Origin of the sequence: Nostoc sp. T09 (genome assembly GCF_002154695.1) — a bacterium.
Taxonomy (GTDB): Bacteria; Cyanobacteriota; Cyanobacteriia; order Cyanobacteriales; family Nostocaceae; genus Aulosira.
This window is the reverse complement of the sequence record NZ_MTAV01000135.1, coordinates 70,804-88,535: the sequence shown is the minus strand read 5'-3', so window position 1 is coordinate 88,535 and position 17,732 is coordinate 70,804. Positions and strand designations below refer to the sequence as shown.

Sequence of the window (17,732 nt, the reverse complement as noted above, 5' to 3'; positions counted from 1 at the left end):
TACTCTTGAGAGTTAGAGACCTAATCCAATAAAGTGAACAGCACTAGTATTGATTTTTTGTTTTGCTACTGTGGAAGTTGTCGAACTACCGCCAGGTCCAGACTGGGTATTTTGTGCAACTAGTAAAGTGTCGGACTTGAAATTTGTAGTATCAAACAAAATATCTGCACCACCTGCAACTACATCTAATTCTTGTTCAGATAATTCGATAGCGGCTTGATTTTCAACTGACATGATTTTGACTCCTTTATTTGTATGATTTAGAGTTAGTTAGAATCGAGGTAAAACAAATTTTTTATTGCTTTGTTTGTTGCCCTCTGTTTTGTTTGTTCTAACTGTATTCATAGTAGGATGGCTGCCAGGAATAAACATCTGAAAAACGTCTTGAATCCCAACTCTGCAAAATAGCTAACTTATCTAAGACCTTCGTTGATACCATAGGTATATATATCTAAAACTTTCGTCATAGAGCCGCTGACAGTCTCTCTACTGCTTGACCACTCGAATTATCCATAGCAAAGGCATAGAGGCTGTTGAGTGCCACTTCAGAAATTGTTCATGTTGCAGTTGAAGATAATACTTTAAGGTGCATTACAAACCACGATAGAGTTACAACTGCTTTAAAAGGCGCTTTTATCTAACTTTTTAGTTCTTCTGAGGTGTCCATTATGATTCGTGTATTACTCGTAGAAGACCAAGCTCTGATCCGCGAGGGAATCAAAGTTATGCTCAATTTGGAGTCAGACTTGCAAGTAGTCGGAACTGCTGATAATGGTGAAACTGCTATTGAGCAAGCTACAGTTTTGCAACCCGATCTTGTTTTGATGGATATTCAAATGCCTGTAATGGATGGCAAAGCTGCTACACGCATTATCTGCGATCGCTTTCCCACTATTAAAGTATTAGTCTTAACCACCTTTGATGACGATCAAAATATTGCCGAGGCAATGAAAGCAGGAGCTAAAGGTTATCTACTAAAAGATATGCCATCTGAGGAACTGGCGCAGGCGATTCGGTTTGTGCATAAGGGTTATACCCAAATGGGACCAGGGCTATTGGAAAAAATGCTTGCCAAAGTACCAGCTTCAGCGTCAGTTAGCCAAGAGAAAACACCACAGCAGAACTTAACTGCTCTTACTAATCGAGAACAAGATGTTTTGCGCTTGATTGGTATAGGTGCAACTAACCGTGAAATTGCCGAGAAACTTTATATTTCCGAAGGTACGGTTAAAACTCACGTCACCCACCTATTCAATCGTTTGAATTTGAAAAACCGATCGCAACTGGCAATTTACGCTAACTCTATCTTTGGAGAGTGATATTTATATAGTAATCAGGTTTGATTAGTGAAAAAATTCCCGACACTTGCCCTTTAAGCACTACCACGCTGTCGTCTTATTTCTTGCCTAATGCTTACCTCTGGGACTAATTTCACACATCAAATATGACTGCTAAACTGCATCTACCTTTAAAACCGTAGTTTTTTGTCATGTTAGTCTAGTTCAGTAAACTTTAACTATTAGCCTTGGTGGTGTCAATTCCAAAACGGGATGATGAAGAAGCAGGATATTCAAAATATGTGGGTAATGACAAGGCTTCCAGGCTGAGGGGTTAATGTCTAGCTTCACAATCAAGCGAGAATCCTATAATCAGCCAGCATAATTACATTGAACCCAATACCACACCCCAAAAATAATCCTCAAAAGGACCTTTACCCAAGTCGATGTGATATTTATTCTCCCAAGAATAAACATCCATGTTGAAACGTCCCGTATCATTTGACCACAATAAACCCCTTTGGGTTGAGATATTCCCTAATATAGTTATCCAATGATTGGGGTAAGGCAAAAAGGGTTTATCACCACTGCCAAGTAAACCTTCAGCGGTAATTAAAGCAAAAGCTACACCACCAGAGGCGATAACTTGTGCCGCTGTATTCAAAGCTTCAGTTTCACCATATATATATGTATGGATGTACTTGACTTGGCGATAGCTTAAAACTTCACTCGTCCAGCCTTTAATTTCCCAAGATTTCGTCATCCCAGCCAAATTGCGGAGAATATCAGGTGCATCTGGTTCAACAGGGAAAATGAGATTTTCTGACTCCCGTAATGTTGCCAATACCATCCAATCTGCTTGACTCATCCGCAGTCTACCTTGACTTCGCCGCAATCTTTCTGTAGCTTGAATACGTTTAGTTTGCCCTTGAAAACTGCCAGTTTCAAACAAGCTACGGCAAATTTGCACATATCTCAGTGGTTGTTTGCGAATCAGTTCAAACAAAATTGATGCTGGTCCGCAAAATGGTTGTCCCCCTTGGTTAACTTGAAATGGATCGTTGAGGCGAATTTTAATTTCCGCCAGCACTTGCTTTTTATCCAAATTAGCCCACACACTAGGGGCATTGGATTTTTCAAAGTCTCCTAGTGCAGCAATAATAGATGGATTTAAGGATTGGGAAGCCATGATATTTAGTGAAAAAAAGTTAGGGATTAAGTCCTAATAACTTCACAAGTTTCAATACCTTAGTTTTTCATTAGCCCACGGAGATGGGCTTGGTTTGTATAGTCAAGCCAGTGCGATGAACAACTGGCGTGCGAACTCCATTCGGTAAGGCTTCAATTGGCTTAATTTAAAAACTTCTCCACGCACCTAATAAATATTTCTACACCCATTGGTAATGCAGTTTCATCAAAATCAAACCGGGGATGATGATGAGGATAAGCCAAGTCTTTTGCAGGATTAGCAGAACCAAGGAAGAAATAACAGCCAGGAACTTCTTGTAAGAAGAAGGACATATCTTCACCACCCATCGTTTGGCATTCTGGCACTATACCTACAGGGGTTTCTACCACTTCTACTGCAACCGATCGCACTAATTCTGCGATACCTGCATGATTAATTACTGGGGGATAAAGTGACACATATTCAAAGTCATAACTTGCACCATGACTTTGGCACACTCCAGCAATTATCTGCTCAATACGCTGTTTAAAAAAGCCTGCAAAAGCTGGGTTAAAATACCGAACTGTTCCTTTCATATTTGCTGTATCAGCAATCACATTGTGTGCTGTGCCAGCATGTAACGCGCCTATAGTCACAACAGCTGAATCAATTGGATTCACGTTACGTGCCACGATGGTTTGTAAGGCATTGACAATCTGGGCTGCAACTACAATCGAATCTACAGTTTGATGTGGTATTGCGCCGTGTCCGCCTTTGCCCAAAATTGTACATTGGAATAATTCTACAGCTGCCATCAATGCACCAGCCCGGACACCCACTGTCCCCAGGGGCAAATTATTCCACAGGTGTAACCCAATAATGGCATCCACATCAGGGTTTTTCAGTACCCCAGCCTCAATCATCGGTTTTGCACCTCCCGGCCCTTCTTCTGCTGGCTGGAAGATAATTTTGGCAGTGCCGCCAAAATCCTCACGATGCTGTTGTAGATAGTAAGCTGTACCTAATGCGATCGCTGTATGTCCATCATGTCCGCAAGCGTGCATTACTCCATCATGCTGGGAGCAATAAGGCACTTCATTAAGTTCTTGAATTGGCAAAGCATCCATATCTGCCCGAATTGCCAAAACCTTTTCGCTAGCGAGTTTGTTACCTTTGATAATCGCAACAATGCCAGTTTGAGCAATACCAGTTTGATGCTCAATTCCCCATGCTTGTAACTTCTGTGAAATAAACTCGGCTGTGAGTTTTTCTTTAAAACCCAACTCTGGTTTTTGATGCAATTGCCGCCGCCATTCTACCAGTTGAGCTTGTAATGAGCGAATCGAGAGCCGGACGTGAGATAAGTCAACAGAAGCAGGATTTGGGAAGATGGAAACCATTGTGAAGAAAAGCTTAGGTAAACACAGCTAACTTAGGCTATGTTTCCAGTGTGACATTCTGCAATACTTACTGCAAGCGAAGTCAACCCCTACGGGAAATTCAAAATTCAAATCAATCTCCGCGTCATCATAGTAATATTTCCCCTAACTATGAAAAGCAGAGATTTCTGGAATAATCCCTAAATCTAAATCTGAGGCTACTTGCGCTAGTTTATCCAAATCAGCCAGGTTATCTAGATGAGGTAAGCAGCCTAAAACGGGGATGTTGGTGAGTGATTGAATCAAATCTAGTGGCGTTAAGTCCGCTATTTCTGCATCCGAACGCGGTTGTACGCAGTTAAGAACAATCCCTTTGAGATTTACCCGTGCTTGTCTAGCTAATGCTACATTAGCCACTGCATGAGCGATCGCTCCTAACTTCACTGGCACTACTAAAACTGTTGGTAAATGCCAATCTCCTGCTAAATCTGCTACTGTCAATTCTTCAGTAATTGGTGAGCCTAAGCCCCCTAAAGATTCTACTAGGACGAAATCGCGACGCGATCGCAAGTTAGACAAAGCTTGCCAGACTACAGATAAATCTACTCGGCGATTTTCTTTGGCGGCGGCGATCGGAGGTGCTAGCGGTGCTTGAAAGTACAACGGTGTAATTTCTTCCGCCGTTTGCTTCAGGGAAAACAGCTTTTGATACCATTCGCGATCGCCTTCTCCCGATTGAATCGGTTTCATAATTCCCCAATTACGCTGAGGAAAGTACTTTCGCCAATAGGCTGCTAACGCTGTTGTTAAAACAGTTTTGCCAGCCTCAGTATCAGTGCCAGTAATTAGTAGTGTATTCAACAATTTCTTTTAGAAGAGTCAGTTATTAGCTTGTATACTTATTGTTTATAATAGTTAAAATTATGTTTTTTTACAACTAATTTATTAGTTAAAATCTGCAAACTTTTAATAAATAACAATTATTGTAATTTATTTTTATTATCTCCTTCTTAAATCAAGCTAATAGTTTTCAAATACTCACTAATTGTCAATATTTTGGGTTTAGCCAATTGAAGCAGACCTTTACTAGTAAAACTGCTTTGTTTTGCTAACTCCGAAATAAATATATAATCTGGGATTTAGCTGTGCTGCCCTTACATTATCTTAGTAGCTACTGCCGCTGTTTCTTTGGACGGGCAATAGAAATAATCTGGAATTCACCTATAACTTGCCTCCTTCTCCATATGTGACCCACATAATTTTATAGATAATTCAAAACTCTAAATTACTGTCTTTAAATACTACATTGATATTTAAGTTCCTGGGCTAGTAATTGGATTAGGTATGTTATTTGGTTGCTCATTAGAAGTAGGAGTTGGGGTTGGTGTAGGAATGAGGATGGGTGTCTGTGTAAGAGTTGGTGTTGGGGTTGGTGTAGAAGTAGGTATAGGTGTCTGTGTAAGAGTTGGTGTTGGGGTTGGGGTAAGTGTCAGCGTAGGAGTTGGTGTAGAAGTAGGTGTATCCCTAACTAGTTTTTCTAATGCAACATTGAGACTGTAATCACTCTCGGCAATTCCTGGTTCTAGACTTAATTGAATGGTATATCTACCAGTCACAGGCAATCTGCCTTCATAGGATTGAACTTGATTAGCCAGATTATCAATTGGTTGTTTCCTAGCATCTAAAACTGAAAGAACAATGCCAGTACCTTGCTGAAGAACTGTAGCTAATTTTTGCCCTTTTTGCCCAGAAAAACTGTACTGAACTATTTGATTTTCTTTAAGCGTATTTTCTACTATAGCTGTATTGGATGCTCCAAAATTGAGGCGCTTACTCAAGACAACAGGTTCAGTATTAGTAGGTGTAGGTGTAGGTGTTAATGTATTGCCACCAGAAATCACTGGTGAAGGGAAAGTTTGTCCTGGTGTTTCTTGTGGTGCTTGGGACTGGCTGCGAATAGAACTCACCAACGCCCATGAACCAACTCCTGCTAAGATAACTACTGCACTGCCAATTGCCCCAATTGCTAAAGGGTTATCTAAGACAGAGCTATGATTGTTTGGTGGAATGGCAGGTGCAGGCCTATTAGGCGAAGGCGATGGTGCTGGGTTCGGCTGACGACCACCACCAACAGCAACTGTCTGTATATTGGAGACATTAGGGTGAGGGACATTAGTTTGACCAACTGCTTGTAATGCTTGGATGACCTCAGCAGCACTTTGATAGCGATCGCTTGGTCTATAATTCAACATCCGATTAATAACTTGGGCAAATTTGGGATTAACTCTGGCCCATTGTTGCCAATTCCAAGTTAGTTGATTGTCATTAAATAATTCTGAGGGTTCTCGACCAGTTAGCAGAACTATCGCTGTGACTGCTAGTGAATACAAATCGCTATTAGGATAAGCTTGCCCTGTTTGCATTTGTTCACTAGGAGAATAACCTAATTTGCCTACAGTGGTGACTGGCGCAGTGCTATTTGGGGATTGCATTCGAGTTGCGAGTTCTTTAACTACCCCAAAGTCAATTAATACTGGTTTAGCATCACTATCTCGTAAAATGATATTTTCTGGTGAGATATCTCGGTGAATAATTCCTCGACTGTGAATATGCTCCAATACAGGCAGTAAGGAAAGCATCAACTGTACTACTTCTTGTTCTGTCAAAGTTTGATTAACAGCTTGGCGTTCCGATAGTATGGTTCGGTAGGTTTTACCTGCAATATAGTCTTCTACCAAAAACAAGCGCTGATCTTGTTCAAATCTTTCCCGGAATTTCGGCACTTGCGGATGCTCTATTTGATATAAAATCGCCGCTTCTCGGTGGAAAAGTTCTTGTGTCTTTTCCCAGACAGAGGTTCCAATTGTTATGGGAATTAATTCTTTAATTGCACAAAGTTCATCAAAACGCCTTTGGTCTTCTGCAAGATAGGTTCTGCCAAATCCCCCTTGTCCAAGAATCTGAATAATCCGGTAACGGTTTTGTAAGACAGTGCCAACTGTAATAGGTGGTTGCATAATCGAATAATTAAGTGTTATGGCAACTAACTGAGAAGGAAGTCTCCACAAAGATCGGTCTAAGCAGTGACAACATTTACTTGCGGCGATATTCTACCCTAGCTTATAGGTAGTTATGGTAACGGCACTCTGCTTCATCCATTTTGTACAGAGTTTGCCAACCCAGAAAACTTTCCTCAACCTGCTTAGCTATGCAATACATGGCGCGTCGTCAACTTCTGTTAGCCAACCTCCTGTAGGGTAAGCTTGAACTTCCCTACCAGCCTGATTAATACTATCTCAACTTTATTTATACACTCTTTTCTCAGTACCTAAGTGTGAACCATCTGAGAAAAACACAAGCTAAAGTTGCTAGCGTGTGACTGTGAATATTACAAAGCAGTCATTAATAGTATAGGAATCTGTGATGATTTTTGAAAAAAAAACGACCTACTGTTTAATATTCCATAACAGTATTGCTTATTGCCTGCCTATCGCGCTGGCGCTGCGCGAACGCGCAGCGTCTCGCAGAGAAGCGCACCACACAAGTAACTTGATGAATCGAATCGGACTACTATAGTACAGTGCGGCAGAAATAACTAACCAGATGAAAATGTCTCAAAAGCCTGTATTCATATTGTATTTTTAGACACTTAAAAGCTGGCTTCTGCGTAGCGTATTCGATATTCTGAGGATTTTATTGTGTAATTTATTACCAATTAATAAACCAAATTTGCAGATTGTATCATAAAACATTTGCCTGCTTCTTTGATGTTTTTTTATTAGGGTGCGACTATATAATATCCCGGAGTAATTTCGCTGAAACTGTAAAAAGTTTATTCTCAGCCACAACAATAGGTGCGTAAAAGCAGCAATCTCCCAAACCAACCTCGGAAAGCTGGTGTTTTTATTCTACACAGCAAAAAATCCGAATAATGGGCCTAGTTAATATAGTTGTTGTTCAGTTAAGCTATCAGTGGTTTGTTTACCAAACTTACTCAAAAATTAGCAAATCATAATTTTTAGGAGAAATGTTTTAACTTTTACAGATATTTTTTTACACTATTCCGGTTAAATTTGCTAAATTGCTGATGTTAAGATTGCCATGAATGCACATCGAGGATCTGCTGTGCTCAGTTCTGCAACTTTGTCCAAATTGCAGCCATCTGCAACAGGACTGAATGAAAATAATCGCCTGCGGCTGTTTTCTGGCTCTGCCAATGTACAACTGTCTCAAGAAGTCGCTCGTTACCTGGGCATGGACTTAGGTCCCATGATCCGTAAAAGGTTTGCGGACGGCGAACTGTATATTCAAATCCAGGAATCGATTCGGGGTTGTGATGTTTATCTCATCCAACCAAGTTGTCAACCTGTGAACGATCATTTAATGGAATTGCTGATTATGATTGACGCCTGTCGGCGGGCTTCTGCACGCCAGGTGACAGCGGTAATTCCTTACTATGGTTATGCCCGCGCTGACCGGAAAACGGCAGGACGAGAATCAATCACTGCTAAATTGGTTGCTAACCTGATCACTCAAGCAGGTGCCAACCGTGTTCTGGCAATGGATTTACACTCAGCCCAGATTCAGGGATATTTCGACATACCTTTTGACCATGTTTATGGGTCACCAGTTTTACTAGATTATCTGACGAGTAAGCAACTGTCAGATCTAGTAGTTGTTTCTCCTGATGTTGGTGGTGTAGCCCGGGCAAGAGCATTTGCGAAGAAACTGAACGATGCTCCCCTAGCGATTATTGATAAACGTCGCCAAGCTCACAATGTCGCCGAAGTCTTGAATGTAATTGGTGATGTCAGGGGTAAAACGGCAGTACTAGTGGACGATATGATTGACACTGGGGGCACAATTGCCGCTGGAGCAAGGTTACTGCGTGAAGAAGGGGCGCGTCAGGTATATGCCTGTGCAACTCATGCGGTGTTCTCTCCACCAGCCGTTGAGCGCTTGTCTAGTGGCTTGTTTGAGGAAGTGATTGTCATTAATACCATTCCCATACCAGAAAGCAATCGTTTTCCGCAACTGGTAGTGCTTTCAGTGGCTAACCTACTCGGAGAAACCATCTGGCGGATTCACGAAGATAGTTCAGTAAGTAGTATGTTCCGCTAGCAAAAAAAGGACTGTTACCCCTGTTACAGTTGTGCGTAAAAAAGTATGAAGTATGAAGTATGAAATTTTCCCAGCTTCATCCTTCAGCTTCATTTTTGTGGAATACCAAAGCTTCTAACTCTAACACCACCCGTTCCAATTCTTCCGCAATTGCAGGTGACCCGATACTCTTGAAGGTATCGACAACTGTCCGATAGTACCAAAGAGTACCTTCTTTACCTCCCTGAAAGCATTGCCAAAGTGAATCGTTTAACACGCGGTAATCTTTGAGAATTGACCGGGCGTTATAAAGTTTATCCGCGGCTGACACCAGCAGCACTGATGAAGATGCCGTGGGAAGATGAGCAATATATGCTTCTTTGCGCTGTCGCCAAGGCGGTTTGGGTGTAGTGTCGGCATCAGTACAACCATCGACAATTGCTGTAACATTGTCTCCAAAACGGCGGCGAATTTCTTCTCTAGTTGCTGCACCGCCTTGGTCTTCAATCGCATCGTGTAAAAGGGCGGCGATCGCTTCATCTTCATTTGCGCCGTATTCTAAAGCAATACTGGCAACACCTAATAAATGAGCAATGTAGGGGATACCAGAACCTTTACGTAATTGCTTGGCGTGGAGTTCGGTAGCGTAGGTGAGGGCTGCGGTAAAGCGTTCGGAAAGCATTGTATTTTAAAAAGTTTTATTGATCGCACTGTAGCGGAAAAATTGGGCGATCGCATCAAGCAAACCGTCAAGTTGCTGAACATGCCGTGTAGGATATTCAGCTTAAAATTAAAGTGTCTATCAAGCTTGCCCTAGCATTATGAACAGCGAAAGAGTAATGTTGCAGTCTTTCTATACTGTGACAGATGACCAATTAATGCTGATGAGTTCGCAAAACCCAGAACTGCGGTTTGAACGTAATGCTGATGGAACAATAGAAACTATGCCACCAACTGGAGGAATTTCTGGTAATCGAGAAATCAAAGCCGGAGCTTATTTGTTAAATTGGGTAGAAAGTCAGGATCTAGGTGAAGTTTTCAGTTCAAGTACAGGTTTTAAATTACCAAATACTGCTGTGCGTTCTCCTGATGCGGCTTTTGTAGCTAAAGGACGCTTACCAGAAAAGTGGGATGAGCAAGAAGATCAGTTTATTAATTTAGCACCCGACTTTGTGATTGAAATTCGTTCTCAAAATGACAGCCTGGAGAAACTCAAAGCCAAAATGGCAGAATATATTGCTAATGGTGTGCGTTTAGGATGGTTAATTGACCGTCAACATCAGCAAGCTTTAGTGTATCGTCAAGATGGTTCAATTACTCAATATCCAGCGACAGCAACTTTGAGTGGTGAAGAGGTTGTAGCTGGGTTTACGTTGCTTTTAAAAAAGTCATTATAAATTTGCACTCTTACAGGCTTTATCCATCATTTCCTTTGCTAATGGGTGATAACCATTGTTATTTAAAAATGCTAAAGGTGACTTTTTTACTTGATAGCTAATAGCTTCATCTGTTGTTACCAACCTAGCGAAGTGCTCACAATTCCATCCTAAAACCCCATAATGCCAGTCCTTAAAGAGTTCATAAGCAATTAAGCATCGATCAAGCACTTCCTTTCTATCTAAGAATTTTACATTTCTTGCTGTTTTAGCCTTGTGTGGAATTGGAAATACAGCAAATCCGTTTCCACCAAAGTTAAACGCGTGAGTGTTAGAGATAGTTATGTGATAGTGCAATGTAGGATCTTTTCGATGATCTTTGTGATGTATGAGTAATCCGGCCTTGAGGCTGTCATAGTCTACATGACCAGAAAATTCCTTGATAATATGGTCTGTTGATTGAGAATTAACAATTTTGATAGTAGGAAAGTTGACATTAGCACTTTTAAGACTGTGAATATTCAAAAGTGAAAGCCACTCCTTAATGGACTGAGGGCGATTTTCTAGATTTACCTCCATACCCTTGAGAATTGCCAGATTAACTCTTTCACTGAGACTAGAATTAATACTTTTTGGTTCTTCTAACAGCGTACCAATTGCTCTGATTGGAGCGATTGTTGGTATTTCTCCAGTTAACAAAGAATACAGTGTTGCAGCCAAAGCATAAACATCTGTAAAAGCACCTCGTTTTGCGCGCTTGTCATATTGCTCAATTGGCGAAAACGCATCAGTTACCATTTGTGTATGAGTCTGAGTCAAATTCTGAGAAAATTCCCGCGCAATCCCAAAATCAATTAATACCGCTTCTGATTTACCACCACGCAACATAATATTTTGCGGTTTCACATCCCGATGCAGCAAACCATTATTGTGAACTACAGTTAGCGCCTCACCAATCTGTTGAATGTATCGTAATGCTTCCGCCTCTGGCAAAATACCTTGATGCTCAACTCGATGGGCTAAATTTTCCCCATCTATGTATTCCATAACAATGCACCATATGGTATTCTCATGGATTACCTCATCAATTTGCACAATATGGGGATGATTGCATTTAGCTAGTTTTATCGCCTCATTAAGAAAGTCTTGCTGAAACTTGTCAAAGTCGGGGCGGCGTTGAACTTTATCATTCAGGGTTTTGATAACTACGAAGCGCCCATTGTTACCTCTAGCGCGGTAAGTTATACCAAAGCCACCTTCACCCAATTCTTTTTCAATTGTGTATTTACCGCCCTGCAACTGCTGTCCTGATGCCCAAACCATAATTAAAAATATCGAACTTATGCTGTCAATTTTGGCACATCGGTAAATAATTGTCTGTTAGCCTAACTTTTCCATACTCAGAAGTTAAAGGGTAATTACTACTGTCATAAAAATCTACTTACTTTTAAATCACGAGAATTATTACTGAGTAAATATTCAAAAGCTAAATACACAATCCAGCCTGCCTAATTTTATGGCTGGGAAAAAGATGTAAAATGCCCCGGAATTGTGACGATTACGCTAGAATTGTTAAAGCTTCTTTACAGAGTTTGTACTTTATCCTCAATTCTGTTAAAACAGCCTGGCATCCTAGCATTAAGATGTACATCTAAAAACCCTTTCTAGAGTTCACCAAAAGTTTCTATGACGCTCCCAATTCGTAACGTCGCCATTATTGCCCACGTTGACCACGGCAAAACCACCCTGGTTGATGCACTCCTCAAACAATCCGGCATTTTCCGAGAAGGTGAAGACGTTCCGGATTGCGTCATGGACTCCAACGCCCTGGAACGAGAACGGGGAATTACAATTCTGTCTAAAAACACAGCGGTTAGATATAAAGACACCCTAATCAATATTGTCGATACTCCTGGACACGCTGACTTTGGCGGTGAAGTTGAACGAGTACTTGGCATGGTAGACGGATGTCTCCTGATTGTCGATGCCAACGAAGGGCCTATGCCCCAAACACGCTTTGTACTGAAAAAAGCTTTGGAAAAAGGTTTGCGCCCCATCGTTGTTGTCAACAAAATTGACCGTGGCCAAGCTGACCCCCACGTTGCTGTTGATAAAGTGTTGGATCTGTTCTTGGAATTAGGAGCAGATGAAGACCAGTGTGATTTTACCTATCTGTTTGCCTCCGGTATGGGAGGTTATGCCAAAGAAAGCATGGAAGCAGAAGCGGTAGATATGCAACCTCTGTTTAATGCGATTCTGCAACACGTTCCACCACCAGTAGGCGATATCAACAAGCCCCTGCAATTGCAAGTCACAACCCTAGATTATTCTGAATACCTGGGACGGATTGTAATTGGCAGAATTCACAACGGCACTATCCGTGCTGGACAGCAAGCGGCTCTAATTACAGAAAATGGCACAGTTGTCAAATCCAAAATCACTAAGTTGATGGGCTTTGAAGGCTTGAAACGGGTGGAAATGGAAGAAGCGACCGCAGGTTATATCGTGGCGGTGGCTGGTTTCGCTGATGCTTACATTGGGGAAACAATTACCGATCCGAATGAACCGCAAGCTTTGCCACTCATTAAAGTGGATGAACCAACCTTGCAAATGACCTTCTGGGTGAATGATTCGCCTTTTGCAGGTCAAGAAGGTAAGTTGGTGACATCAAGACAAGTGCGCGATCGCTTATTGCGTGAACTCGAAACCAACGTTGCTTTGCGGGTTGAAGAAACCGATTCTCCCGATAAATTCCTAGTTTCCGGTCGTGGAGAACTCCACTTGGGTATCTTAATTGAAACCATGCGTCGGGAAGGTTTCGAGTTTCAGGTATCTCAGCCACAGGTAATTTACCGCGAAGTCAACGGTCAACCTTGTGAACCTTACGAACTTTTAGTGTTAGACATTCCTGCTGATGCTGTGGGTAGCTGTATTGAACGCCTGGGACAACGCAAAGGCGAAATGCAAGATATGCAACCAGGTAGTGGCGATCGCACCCAGTTAGAGTTTGTTATTCCCGCCCGTGGCTTGATTGGTTTCCGTGGTGAATTCATGCGGATGACTCGTGGTGAAGGCATCATGAACCACAGCTTCTTGGACTACCGTCAACTCAGTGGCGACATTGAAGCCCGTAACAAAGGCGTTTTAATCTCCTTTGAAGAAGGCGTTTCTACCTTCTACGCCATGAAAAACGCTGAAGATAGAGGAGCATTCTTTATTACTCCTGGTACAAAGGTTTACAGAGGTATGATTGTGGGAGAACACAATCGTCCGCAAGACTTGGAACTAAATATCTGTAAAACCAAGCAGTTAACCAACCACCGGGCTGCTGGTGGCGATGAACTAGTACAACTGCAAGCACCGATCGACATGAGTCTAGAACGTGCTTTGGAATACATTGGCCCAGATGAATTGGTGGAAGTTACACCCAAATCGATTCGCCTACGGAAGATGTCGAAGAAATTGGTTAAACGCTAAGTAAAGCCATAACTGAATTAAGTTTAGAAAGCCCACATATGTGGGCTTTTTGTTTTTGATTTATTTTGAATAATGCAACTAATTTACCAACTTTTAAAGAGGTTTTTTAAACAAAACTATTCAGTAGAATTACGTTTTTTTAAGAAAATAGATCTATTGCATTTGTAATACCAATTCAAATAATGTTTGCGATAGATAAATTCTTTGTAGGGGCACGGCGTCAGTAAGATAATTTGATATACCAAAAGATTGTGGGTGCCGTGCCTCTACTCATCTGTCGCTTTTTTCAAAATGGTATAAGAATTAACAGTCGAATTAAATTCGTATTAAGAAATATTACTTTTAATGTTATTGAAAATTAATAATAGCGACCAGAGAATCAAGAATTTGCACACGCATGATTGCTTGCTCATCAGGATTATAGAGATTGAGTAAGCGATTAATTGCGCTAATCGTATCTTTAGAGTGGAGAGTTCCCAATACTAAATGACCAGTTTGTGCAGCTTTAATAGCTGTATCAACAGTCATGCGATCGCGCATTTCTCCAACTACAATTACATCTGGATCTTCTCGCAATACCGACCGCAAAGCATCATGAAAATCATGGGTATGCAAACCTACTTCACGTTGGCTGATTAAGCAACTTTGGGAGGTATGAACATATTCAATTGGGTCTTCAATAGTGATGATATGTTTTTGTGCTGTCTCGTTAAGATAGCGAATCATTGCCGCTATTGTGGTGGACTTTCCCGATCCAGTCGGACCTGTAACTAAGATTAATCCTTGTTTTTTATTAGTAATATTTTTAAGAATGGATGGTAGCCCTAAATTATCAATGGTTGGAACATGCAGTGTAATTAACCGCAGTACCATTGCACCCCCAGTTAAGCTATCAAAACAGTTGACACGACAGCGCAAAAATCCCGGATAAACAATTGCCGTATCCAGTTCTTTAGTTTCTGCAAATCGCTGTTTTCCAGATGGGGTCAGAATCTCGCTTAAGTACGCCTCAAATATTTTTGGCGTTACTACTTCTCCTAACTCATAAACCTCCATCTGACCGCGAATCCGGAATCGAGGCAACTCTCCAACGCGAATATGAATATCACTGGCTTGCTGGATATGAGCATCGCTTACCATCTTTTGAATGGAGACCACCTTTTTCTGTGCTTGAAAAGGGGGAGGAGGTGGTGGTGGTAGTTGGGGAATAAGAAACTCAGATGTCAGCGTGTTTTCCATTAGTGCTTCCTGTCGCAAATATCAGGTAAAAAGCAACGGTTAAACTTAGCCTAGACACAAAAACTAGTCGGTTACCCAAACTAATAGATTAACCGATTCTACTTAAGTCAACCGTATACTTACTTAGATTTTCAATCTACAACATACTTAAGTAATATTTTTGCTTTTGAAATGGTCTTCACCAATTCTTTAGTGAAACCATGAATTTCTATGAATTTCAGGCATGGTTGGGCTAGAAAGGAAATTATGAAAATCATCACACCCACCAATAACTGGTTACAAACCCGCGCTTGTGCCCCTGCATACAGCGGTTGGGTTCTAGCAGGAATAGCTATCTGTTTTTTTGGGGCTGCTATCAATACAATGGCTGGTTGGCTATATGCTATTAGCGGAGTCAGCTTTGCCCTGTTGACTGTAGCAGCTATCTTACCACCGCGATCGCTTGTAGGTTTGACTGTCAAACGCCGTCCCATCCAGCCTGTGACCGCCGGAGATGAACTAACTGTAGAAATAGAAATCCACAATCAGACACAGCAGCCTGTTAACTTGCTGCAAGTCGAGGATATGTTGCCCTTCGTTTTGGGCAAACCAGTACAAAAGGCAATAGAAACAATTCCTCCCCAAGACCATCATCGTTGGGTATACTACCAACCAACCCAGCGCCGGGGTGTCTATCGCTGGCATACAGTCGAACTGGTCAGTGGTGCGCCTTTAGGATTGTTCTGGTGTCGCCGTCAGCGTGAATGTGCTGCCACAGCGATTGTCTATCCTAGTGTGTTACCCATGACTTACTGCCCCCTAGTTGATGAAATGGGGCAAGAAGAAAGCTATACCAGTCACCTGCGTGGCCGACCCCAACAGACAGAGACAACAGGGCTGGTGCGATCGCTACGTCCTTACCGTCTAGGTGACCCGATCCGTATGGTTCACTGGCGTACCAGCGCCCGCTACGGGGAATTACGAGTACGGGAGCTAGAAATTGTTACCAGTGGGCAGGAGATAATTATTGCCCTGGACAGTGCAGCTAACTGGGACGCAGAAAATTTTGAACAAGCCGTAATCGCCGCCGCATCACTGTATTTTTATGCCCAGCGTCAAAATATGCAGGTACAACTGTGGACAGCATCTACAGGTTTAGTCAAAGGCGATCGCATAGTTCAAGAAGCCTTAGCAGCAACTACAGCCCAAGAAGATGCTAACAGACCTATCCTGGAAGAGTACCCTTTGATTTGGCTGACTCAAAACCCTCTCAGCCTCTCTTCCTTAGCTTCAGGCAGTCGCTGGATTTTGTGGCAGAATACCTCTTCACCAGCAGAACCAGTAGGAGTTAATCGGGATTATCCTGGCATCATTGTCCAAAGTGAGCAAGCACTGCAACCTCAACTGCAAAAATCATGGCGTTAAGTAGGGGTTGCAAGTTTAATTTGTACAAAATTTTAATATATGCCGCAAGTTAAGCTTTTCTGATTACTCAGATTCTTTTTGATCCCAGTAACCCAGACATACAAGCCTTAGAGCAAATGTTAGTCAATTTTAAAAAATCAGGTTGGGGAAAAACACCCACTAATAGCCCTATGAGGCTGATGTACAATGCAAAGAAATGTTTAAATTATGAGTGGCCGATCTAATGATGTCATCAGAAGTTAATACAAAATCCAGCGATAAAAGCCTAGAGGCAATGCGGCATTTTTCTGAACAATACGCCAAGCGTACTGGAACCTACTTCTGTTCTGAACCTTCTGTGACGGCAGTTGTGATCGAAGGGCTAGCCAAACATAAAGACGAACTTGGTGCGCCTTTGTGTCCTTGCCGCCACTATGAAGATAAAGAAGCTGAGGTACACGCCACCTATTGGAACTGTCCTTGTGTGCCAATGAGAGAACGCAAAGAATGCCATTGTATGCTGTTTCTCACCCCAGACAACGAGTTTTCAGGAGACAAGCAAGAAATCACTTTAGAAGCAATCAAAGAAGTACGAGAAAGCATGGCATGAATGAAACTATGCCCCAAGAGTTTTGGCAAGGTGTAGAACAGTTCAATTCTGGACAGTTCTACGCCTGTCATGACACTTTAGAGGCTTTGTGGATTGAAGCCAGCGAGCCGGAAAAAAGCTTCTATCAAGGGATACTACAAATTGCTGTAGCGCTTTATCATTTGGGTAATCATAACTGGCGAGGTGCTGTAATTCTACTGGGAGAAGGCAGCAATCGTCTGCGACGCTACCCGTTAGATTATGCTGGCATCGATTTAGAAGCATTATTGAACCATAGTTTGGCATTGTTGCAAGCATTACAGCAAACAGGCCCAGATAAGATTGCTGCTGAGGACCTGGATGAAGCTGACACATTGCCTTTGCCCAGGATTGAGTTAATCAATGACGAAAAATAAGCAGCAAAGATGCGAGATCTAACAAGTGTAGTTTTTTAGAATAACTCTGTTGCCAGGAGGACAAGGGAAAGCGAGGAAGAAACCTCTACAAGATTTCCCTAATGTCCTCCTTATCTTCACCAATTTTTCCTATGCGAAAGTTAGCTTTTTGCTACTTGGGAAGCTCAAGAGAATTTTACCCAAGTTTTAAAGGCGATCGCTAGTTTTATTAAAAGGTCTGTCCTATACCGTCGTCACTTAATTAGGTCATATCTTCGCCATAAGTTTGTGATAACTTCGTCAATAAGACGTGCAATATTTAACCTATCTAAATTTATTCCTTTTAATA

At 41.8% G+C, this 17,732-nt stretch carries 14 protein-coding genes and 1 pseudogene; 7 read left to right on the top strand and 8 right to left on the bottom strand.

What is annotated here, in order from left to right; translation table 11 throughout:
• Nucleotides 1-12: 12 nt before the first annotated feature.
• Entirely contained in the window at nt 13-234 is a 222-nt protein-coding gene (locus BV372_RS25630) for a CTB family bacteriocin (protein WP_086689315.1), read from the bottom strand.
• Nucleotides 235-668: 434 nt separating this feature from the next.
• Here BV372_RS25630 and BV372_RS25625 point away from each other — a divergent pair, with 434 nt between their 5' ends.
• On the top strand, nt 669-1,319 hold the full coding sequence (locus BV372_RS25625; protein WP_086689314.1) for a response regulator transcription factor: 651 nt from the start codon (nt 669-671) through the stop codon (nt 1,317-1,319).
• 343 nt (nt 1,320-1,662) lie between these two features.
• Here BV372_RS25625 and BV372_RS25620 read toward each other — a convergent pair whose 3' ends face one another.
• The 4 genes from BV372_RS25620 to BV372_RS25605 form a co-directional block, all read right to left on the bottom strand.
• Complete coding sequence (locus BV372_RS25620) at nt 1,663-2,466, bottom strand: hypothetical protein (protein ID WP_086689313.1); 804 nt, start codon at nt 2,464-2,466, stop codon at nt 1,663-1,665.
• A 161-nt stretch (nt 2,467-2,627) separates the two neighbouring features.
• Nucleotides 2,628-3,845, bottom strand: coding sequence for a M20 family metallopeptidase (locus tag BV372_RS25615; protein ID WP_086689312.1), 1,218 nt, complete (start codon nt 3,843-3,845; stop codon nt 2,628-2,630).
• Between the two features lie 144 nt (nt 3,846-3,989).
• Nucleotides 3,990-4,685: a dethiobiotin synthase gene (gene bioD, locus BV372_RS25610; protein WP_086689318.1), complete on the bottom strand. Its 696-nt coding sequence runs from the start codon at nt 4,683-4,685 to the stop codon at nt 3,990-3,992.
• A gap of 452 nt (nt 4,686-5,137) precedes the next feature.
• On the bottom strand, nt 5,138-6,841 hold the full coding sequence (locus BV372_RS25605; RefSeq protein WP_086689311.1) for a serine/threonine-protein kinase: 1,704 nt from the start codon (nt 6,839-6,841) through the stop codon (nt 5,138-5,140).
• Nucleotides 6,842-7,925: 1,084 nt separating this feature from the next.
• Between BV372_RS25605 and BV372_RS25600 the strand changes: the two genes are divergently transcribed.
• Entirely contained in the window at nt 7,926-8,945 is a 1,020-nt protein-coding gene (locus BV372_RS25600; protein WP_086689310.1) for a ribose-phosphate pyrophosphokinase, read from the top strand.
• A gap of 76 nt (nt 8,946-9,021) precedes the next feature.
• On the opposite strand, the gene BV372_RS25595 is transcribed toward BV372_RS25600, so the two are convergent.
• The gene (locus BV372_RS25595) at nt 9,022-9,606 is read right to left on the bottom strand and encodes an HD domain-containing protein (RefSeq protein ID WP_086689309.1); all 585 of its coding nucleotides are present in this window, start codon (nt 9,604-9,606) and stop codon (nt 9,022-9,024) included.
• A gap of 157 nt (nt 9,607-9,763) precedes the next feature.
• Between BV372_RS25595 and BV372_RS25590 the strand changes: the two genes are divergently transcribed.
• Nucleotides 9,764-10,321: a Uma2 family endonuclease gene (locus tag BV372_RS25590; RefSeq protein ID WP_179198231.1), complete on the top strand. Its 558-nt coding sequence runs from the start codon at nt 9,764-9,766 to the stop codon at nt 10,319-10,321.
• Here BV372_RS25590 and BV372_RS25585 read toward each other — a convergent pair.
• Nucleotides 10,316-11,623 (bottom strand): serine/threonine-protein kinase, encoded by a 1,308-nt coding sequence (locus tag BV372_RS25585; protein WP_086689307.1) that lies wholly within the window; start codon nt 11,621-11,623, stop codon nt 10,316-10,318. The two genes, BV372_RS25590 and BV372_RS25585, sit on opposite strands and share 6 nt — an antisense overlap.
• Before the next feature lie 363 nt (nt 11,624-11,986).
• On the opposite strand from BV372_RS25585, the gene typA reads away from it, so the two are divergent.
• Nucleotides 11,987-13,777: a translational GTPase TypA gene (typA, locus tag BV372_RS25580; protein ID WP_086689306.1), complete on the top strand. Its 1,791-nt coding sequence runs from the start codon at nt 11,987-11,989 to the stop codon at nt 13,775-13,777.
• A gap of 360 nt (nt 13,778-14,137) precedes the next feature.
• On the opposite strand, the pseudogene BV372_RS25575 reads toward typA, so the two are convergent.
• Nucleotides 14,138-15,016 (bottom strand): annotated as a pseudogene (locus BV372_RS25575) (type IV pilus twitching motility protein PilT); the annotation flags it as partial.
• 246 nt (nt 15,017-15,262) lie between these two features.
• Between BV372_RS25575 and BV372_RS25570 the strand changes: the two are divergent.
• From BV372_RS25570 to BV372_RS25560, 3 genes are all read left to right on the top strand, one after another.
• Nucleotides 15,263-16,420: a DUF58 domain-containing protein gene (locus tag BV372_RS25570; RefSeq protein WP_086689305.1), complete on the top strand. Its 1,158-nt coding sequence runs from the start codon at nt 15,263-15,265 to the stop codon at nt 16,418-16,420.
• A 223-nt stretch (nt 16,421-16,643) separates the two neighbouring features.
• Nucleotides 16,644-17,009: a ferredoxin thioredoxin reductase catalytic beta subunit gene (locus tag BV372_RS25565; protein ID WP_086689304.1), complete on the top strand. Its 366-nt coding sequence runs from the start codon at nt 16,644-16,646 to the stop codon at nt 17,007-17,009.
• The gene (locus tag BV372_RS25560; RefSeq protein ID WP_086689303.1) at nt 17,006-17,404 is read left to right on the top strand and encodes a DUF309 domain-containing protein; all 399 of its coding nucleotides are present in this window, start codon (nt 17,006-17,008) and stop codon (nt 17,402-17,404) included. The genes BV372_RS25565 and BV372_RS25560 overlap by 4 nt, the downstream gene beginning before the upstream one ends.
• The last annotated feature ends 328 nt before the right edge of the window (nt 17,405-17,732 follow it).

Bases quoted from the DNA above. Each gene is read 5' to 3' on its own strand.
- BV372_RS25605 (WP_086689311.1), bottom strand. From the start codon at position 6,841: ATGCAACCACCTATTACAGTTGGCACTGTCTTACAAAACCGTTACCGG.
- BV372_RS25565 (WP_086689304.1), top strand. From the start codon at position 16,644: ATGATGTCATCAGAAGTTAATACAAAATCCAGCGATAAAAGCCTAGAG.
- BV372_RS25570 (WP_086689305.1), top strand. From the start codon at position 15,263: ATGAAAATCATCACACCCACCAATAACTGGTTACAAACCCGCGCTTGT.
- BV372_RS25590 (WP_179198231.1), top strand. From the start codon at position 9,764: ATGTTGCAGTCTTTCTATACTGTGACAGATGACCAATTAATGCTGATG.
- BV372_RS25585 (WP_086689307.1), bottom strand. From the start codon at position 11,623: ATGGTTTGGGCATCAGGACAGCAGTTGCAGGGCGGTAAATACACAATT.
- BV372_RS25620 (WP_086689313.1), bottom strand. From the start codon at position 2,466: ATGGCTTCCCAATCCTTAAATCCATCTATTATTGCTGCACTAGGAGAC.
- BV372_RS25630 (WP_086689315.1), bottom strand. From the start codon at position 234: ATGTCAGTTGAAAATCAAGCCGCTATCGAATTATCTGAACAAGAATTA.
- BV372_RS25560 (WP_086689303.1), top strand. From the start codon at position 17,006: ATGAATGAAACTATGCCCCAAGAGTTTTGGCAAGGTGTAGAACAGTTC.
- BV372_RS25595 (WP_086689309.1), bottom strand. From the start codon at position 9,606: ATGCTTTCCGAACGCTTTACCGCAGCCCTCACCTACGCTACCGAACTC.
- BV372_RS25625 (WP_086689314.1), top strand. From the start codon at position 669: ATGATTCGTGTATTACTCGTAGAAGACCAAGCTCTGATCCGCGAGGGA.
- BV372_RS25615 (WP_086689312.1), bottom strand. From the start codon at position 3,845: ATGGTTTCCATCTTCCCAAATCCTGCTTCTGTTGACTTATCTCACGTC.
- typA (WP_086689306.1), top strand. From the start codon at position 11,987: ATGACGCTCCCAATTCGTAACGTCGCCATTATTGCCCACGTTGACCAC.
- BV372_RS25600 (WP_086689310.1), top strand. From the start codon at position 7,926: ATGAATGCACATCGAGGATCTGCTGTGCTCAGTTCTGCAACTTTGTCC.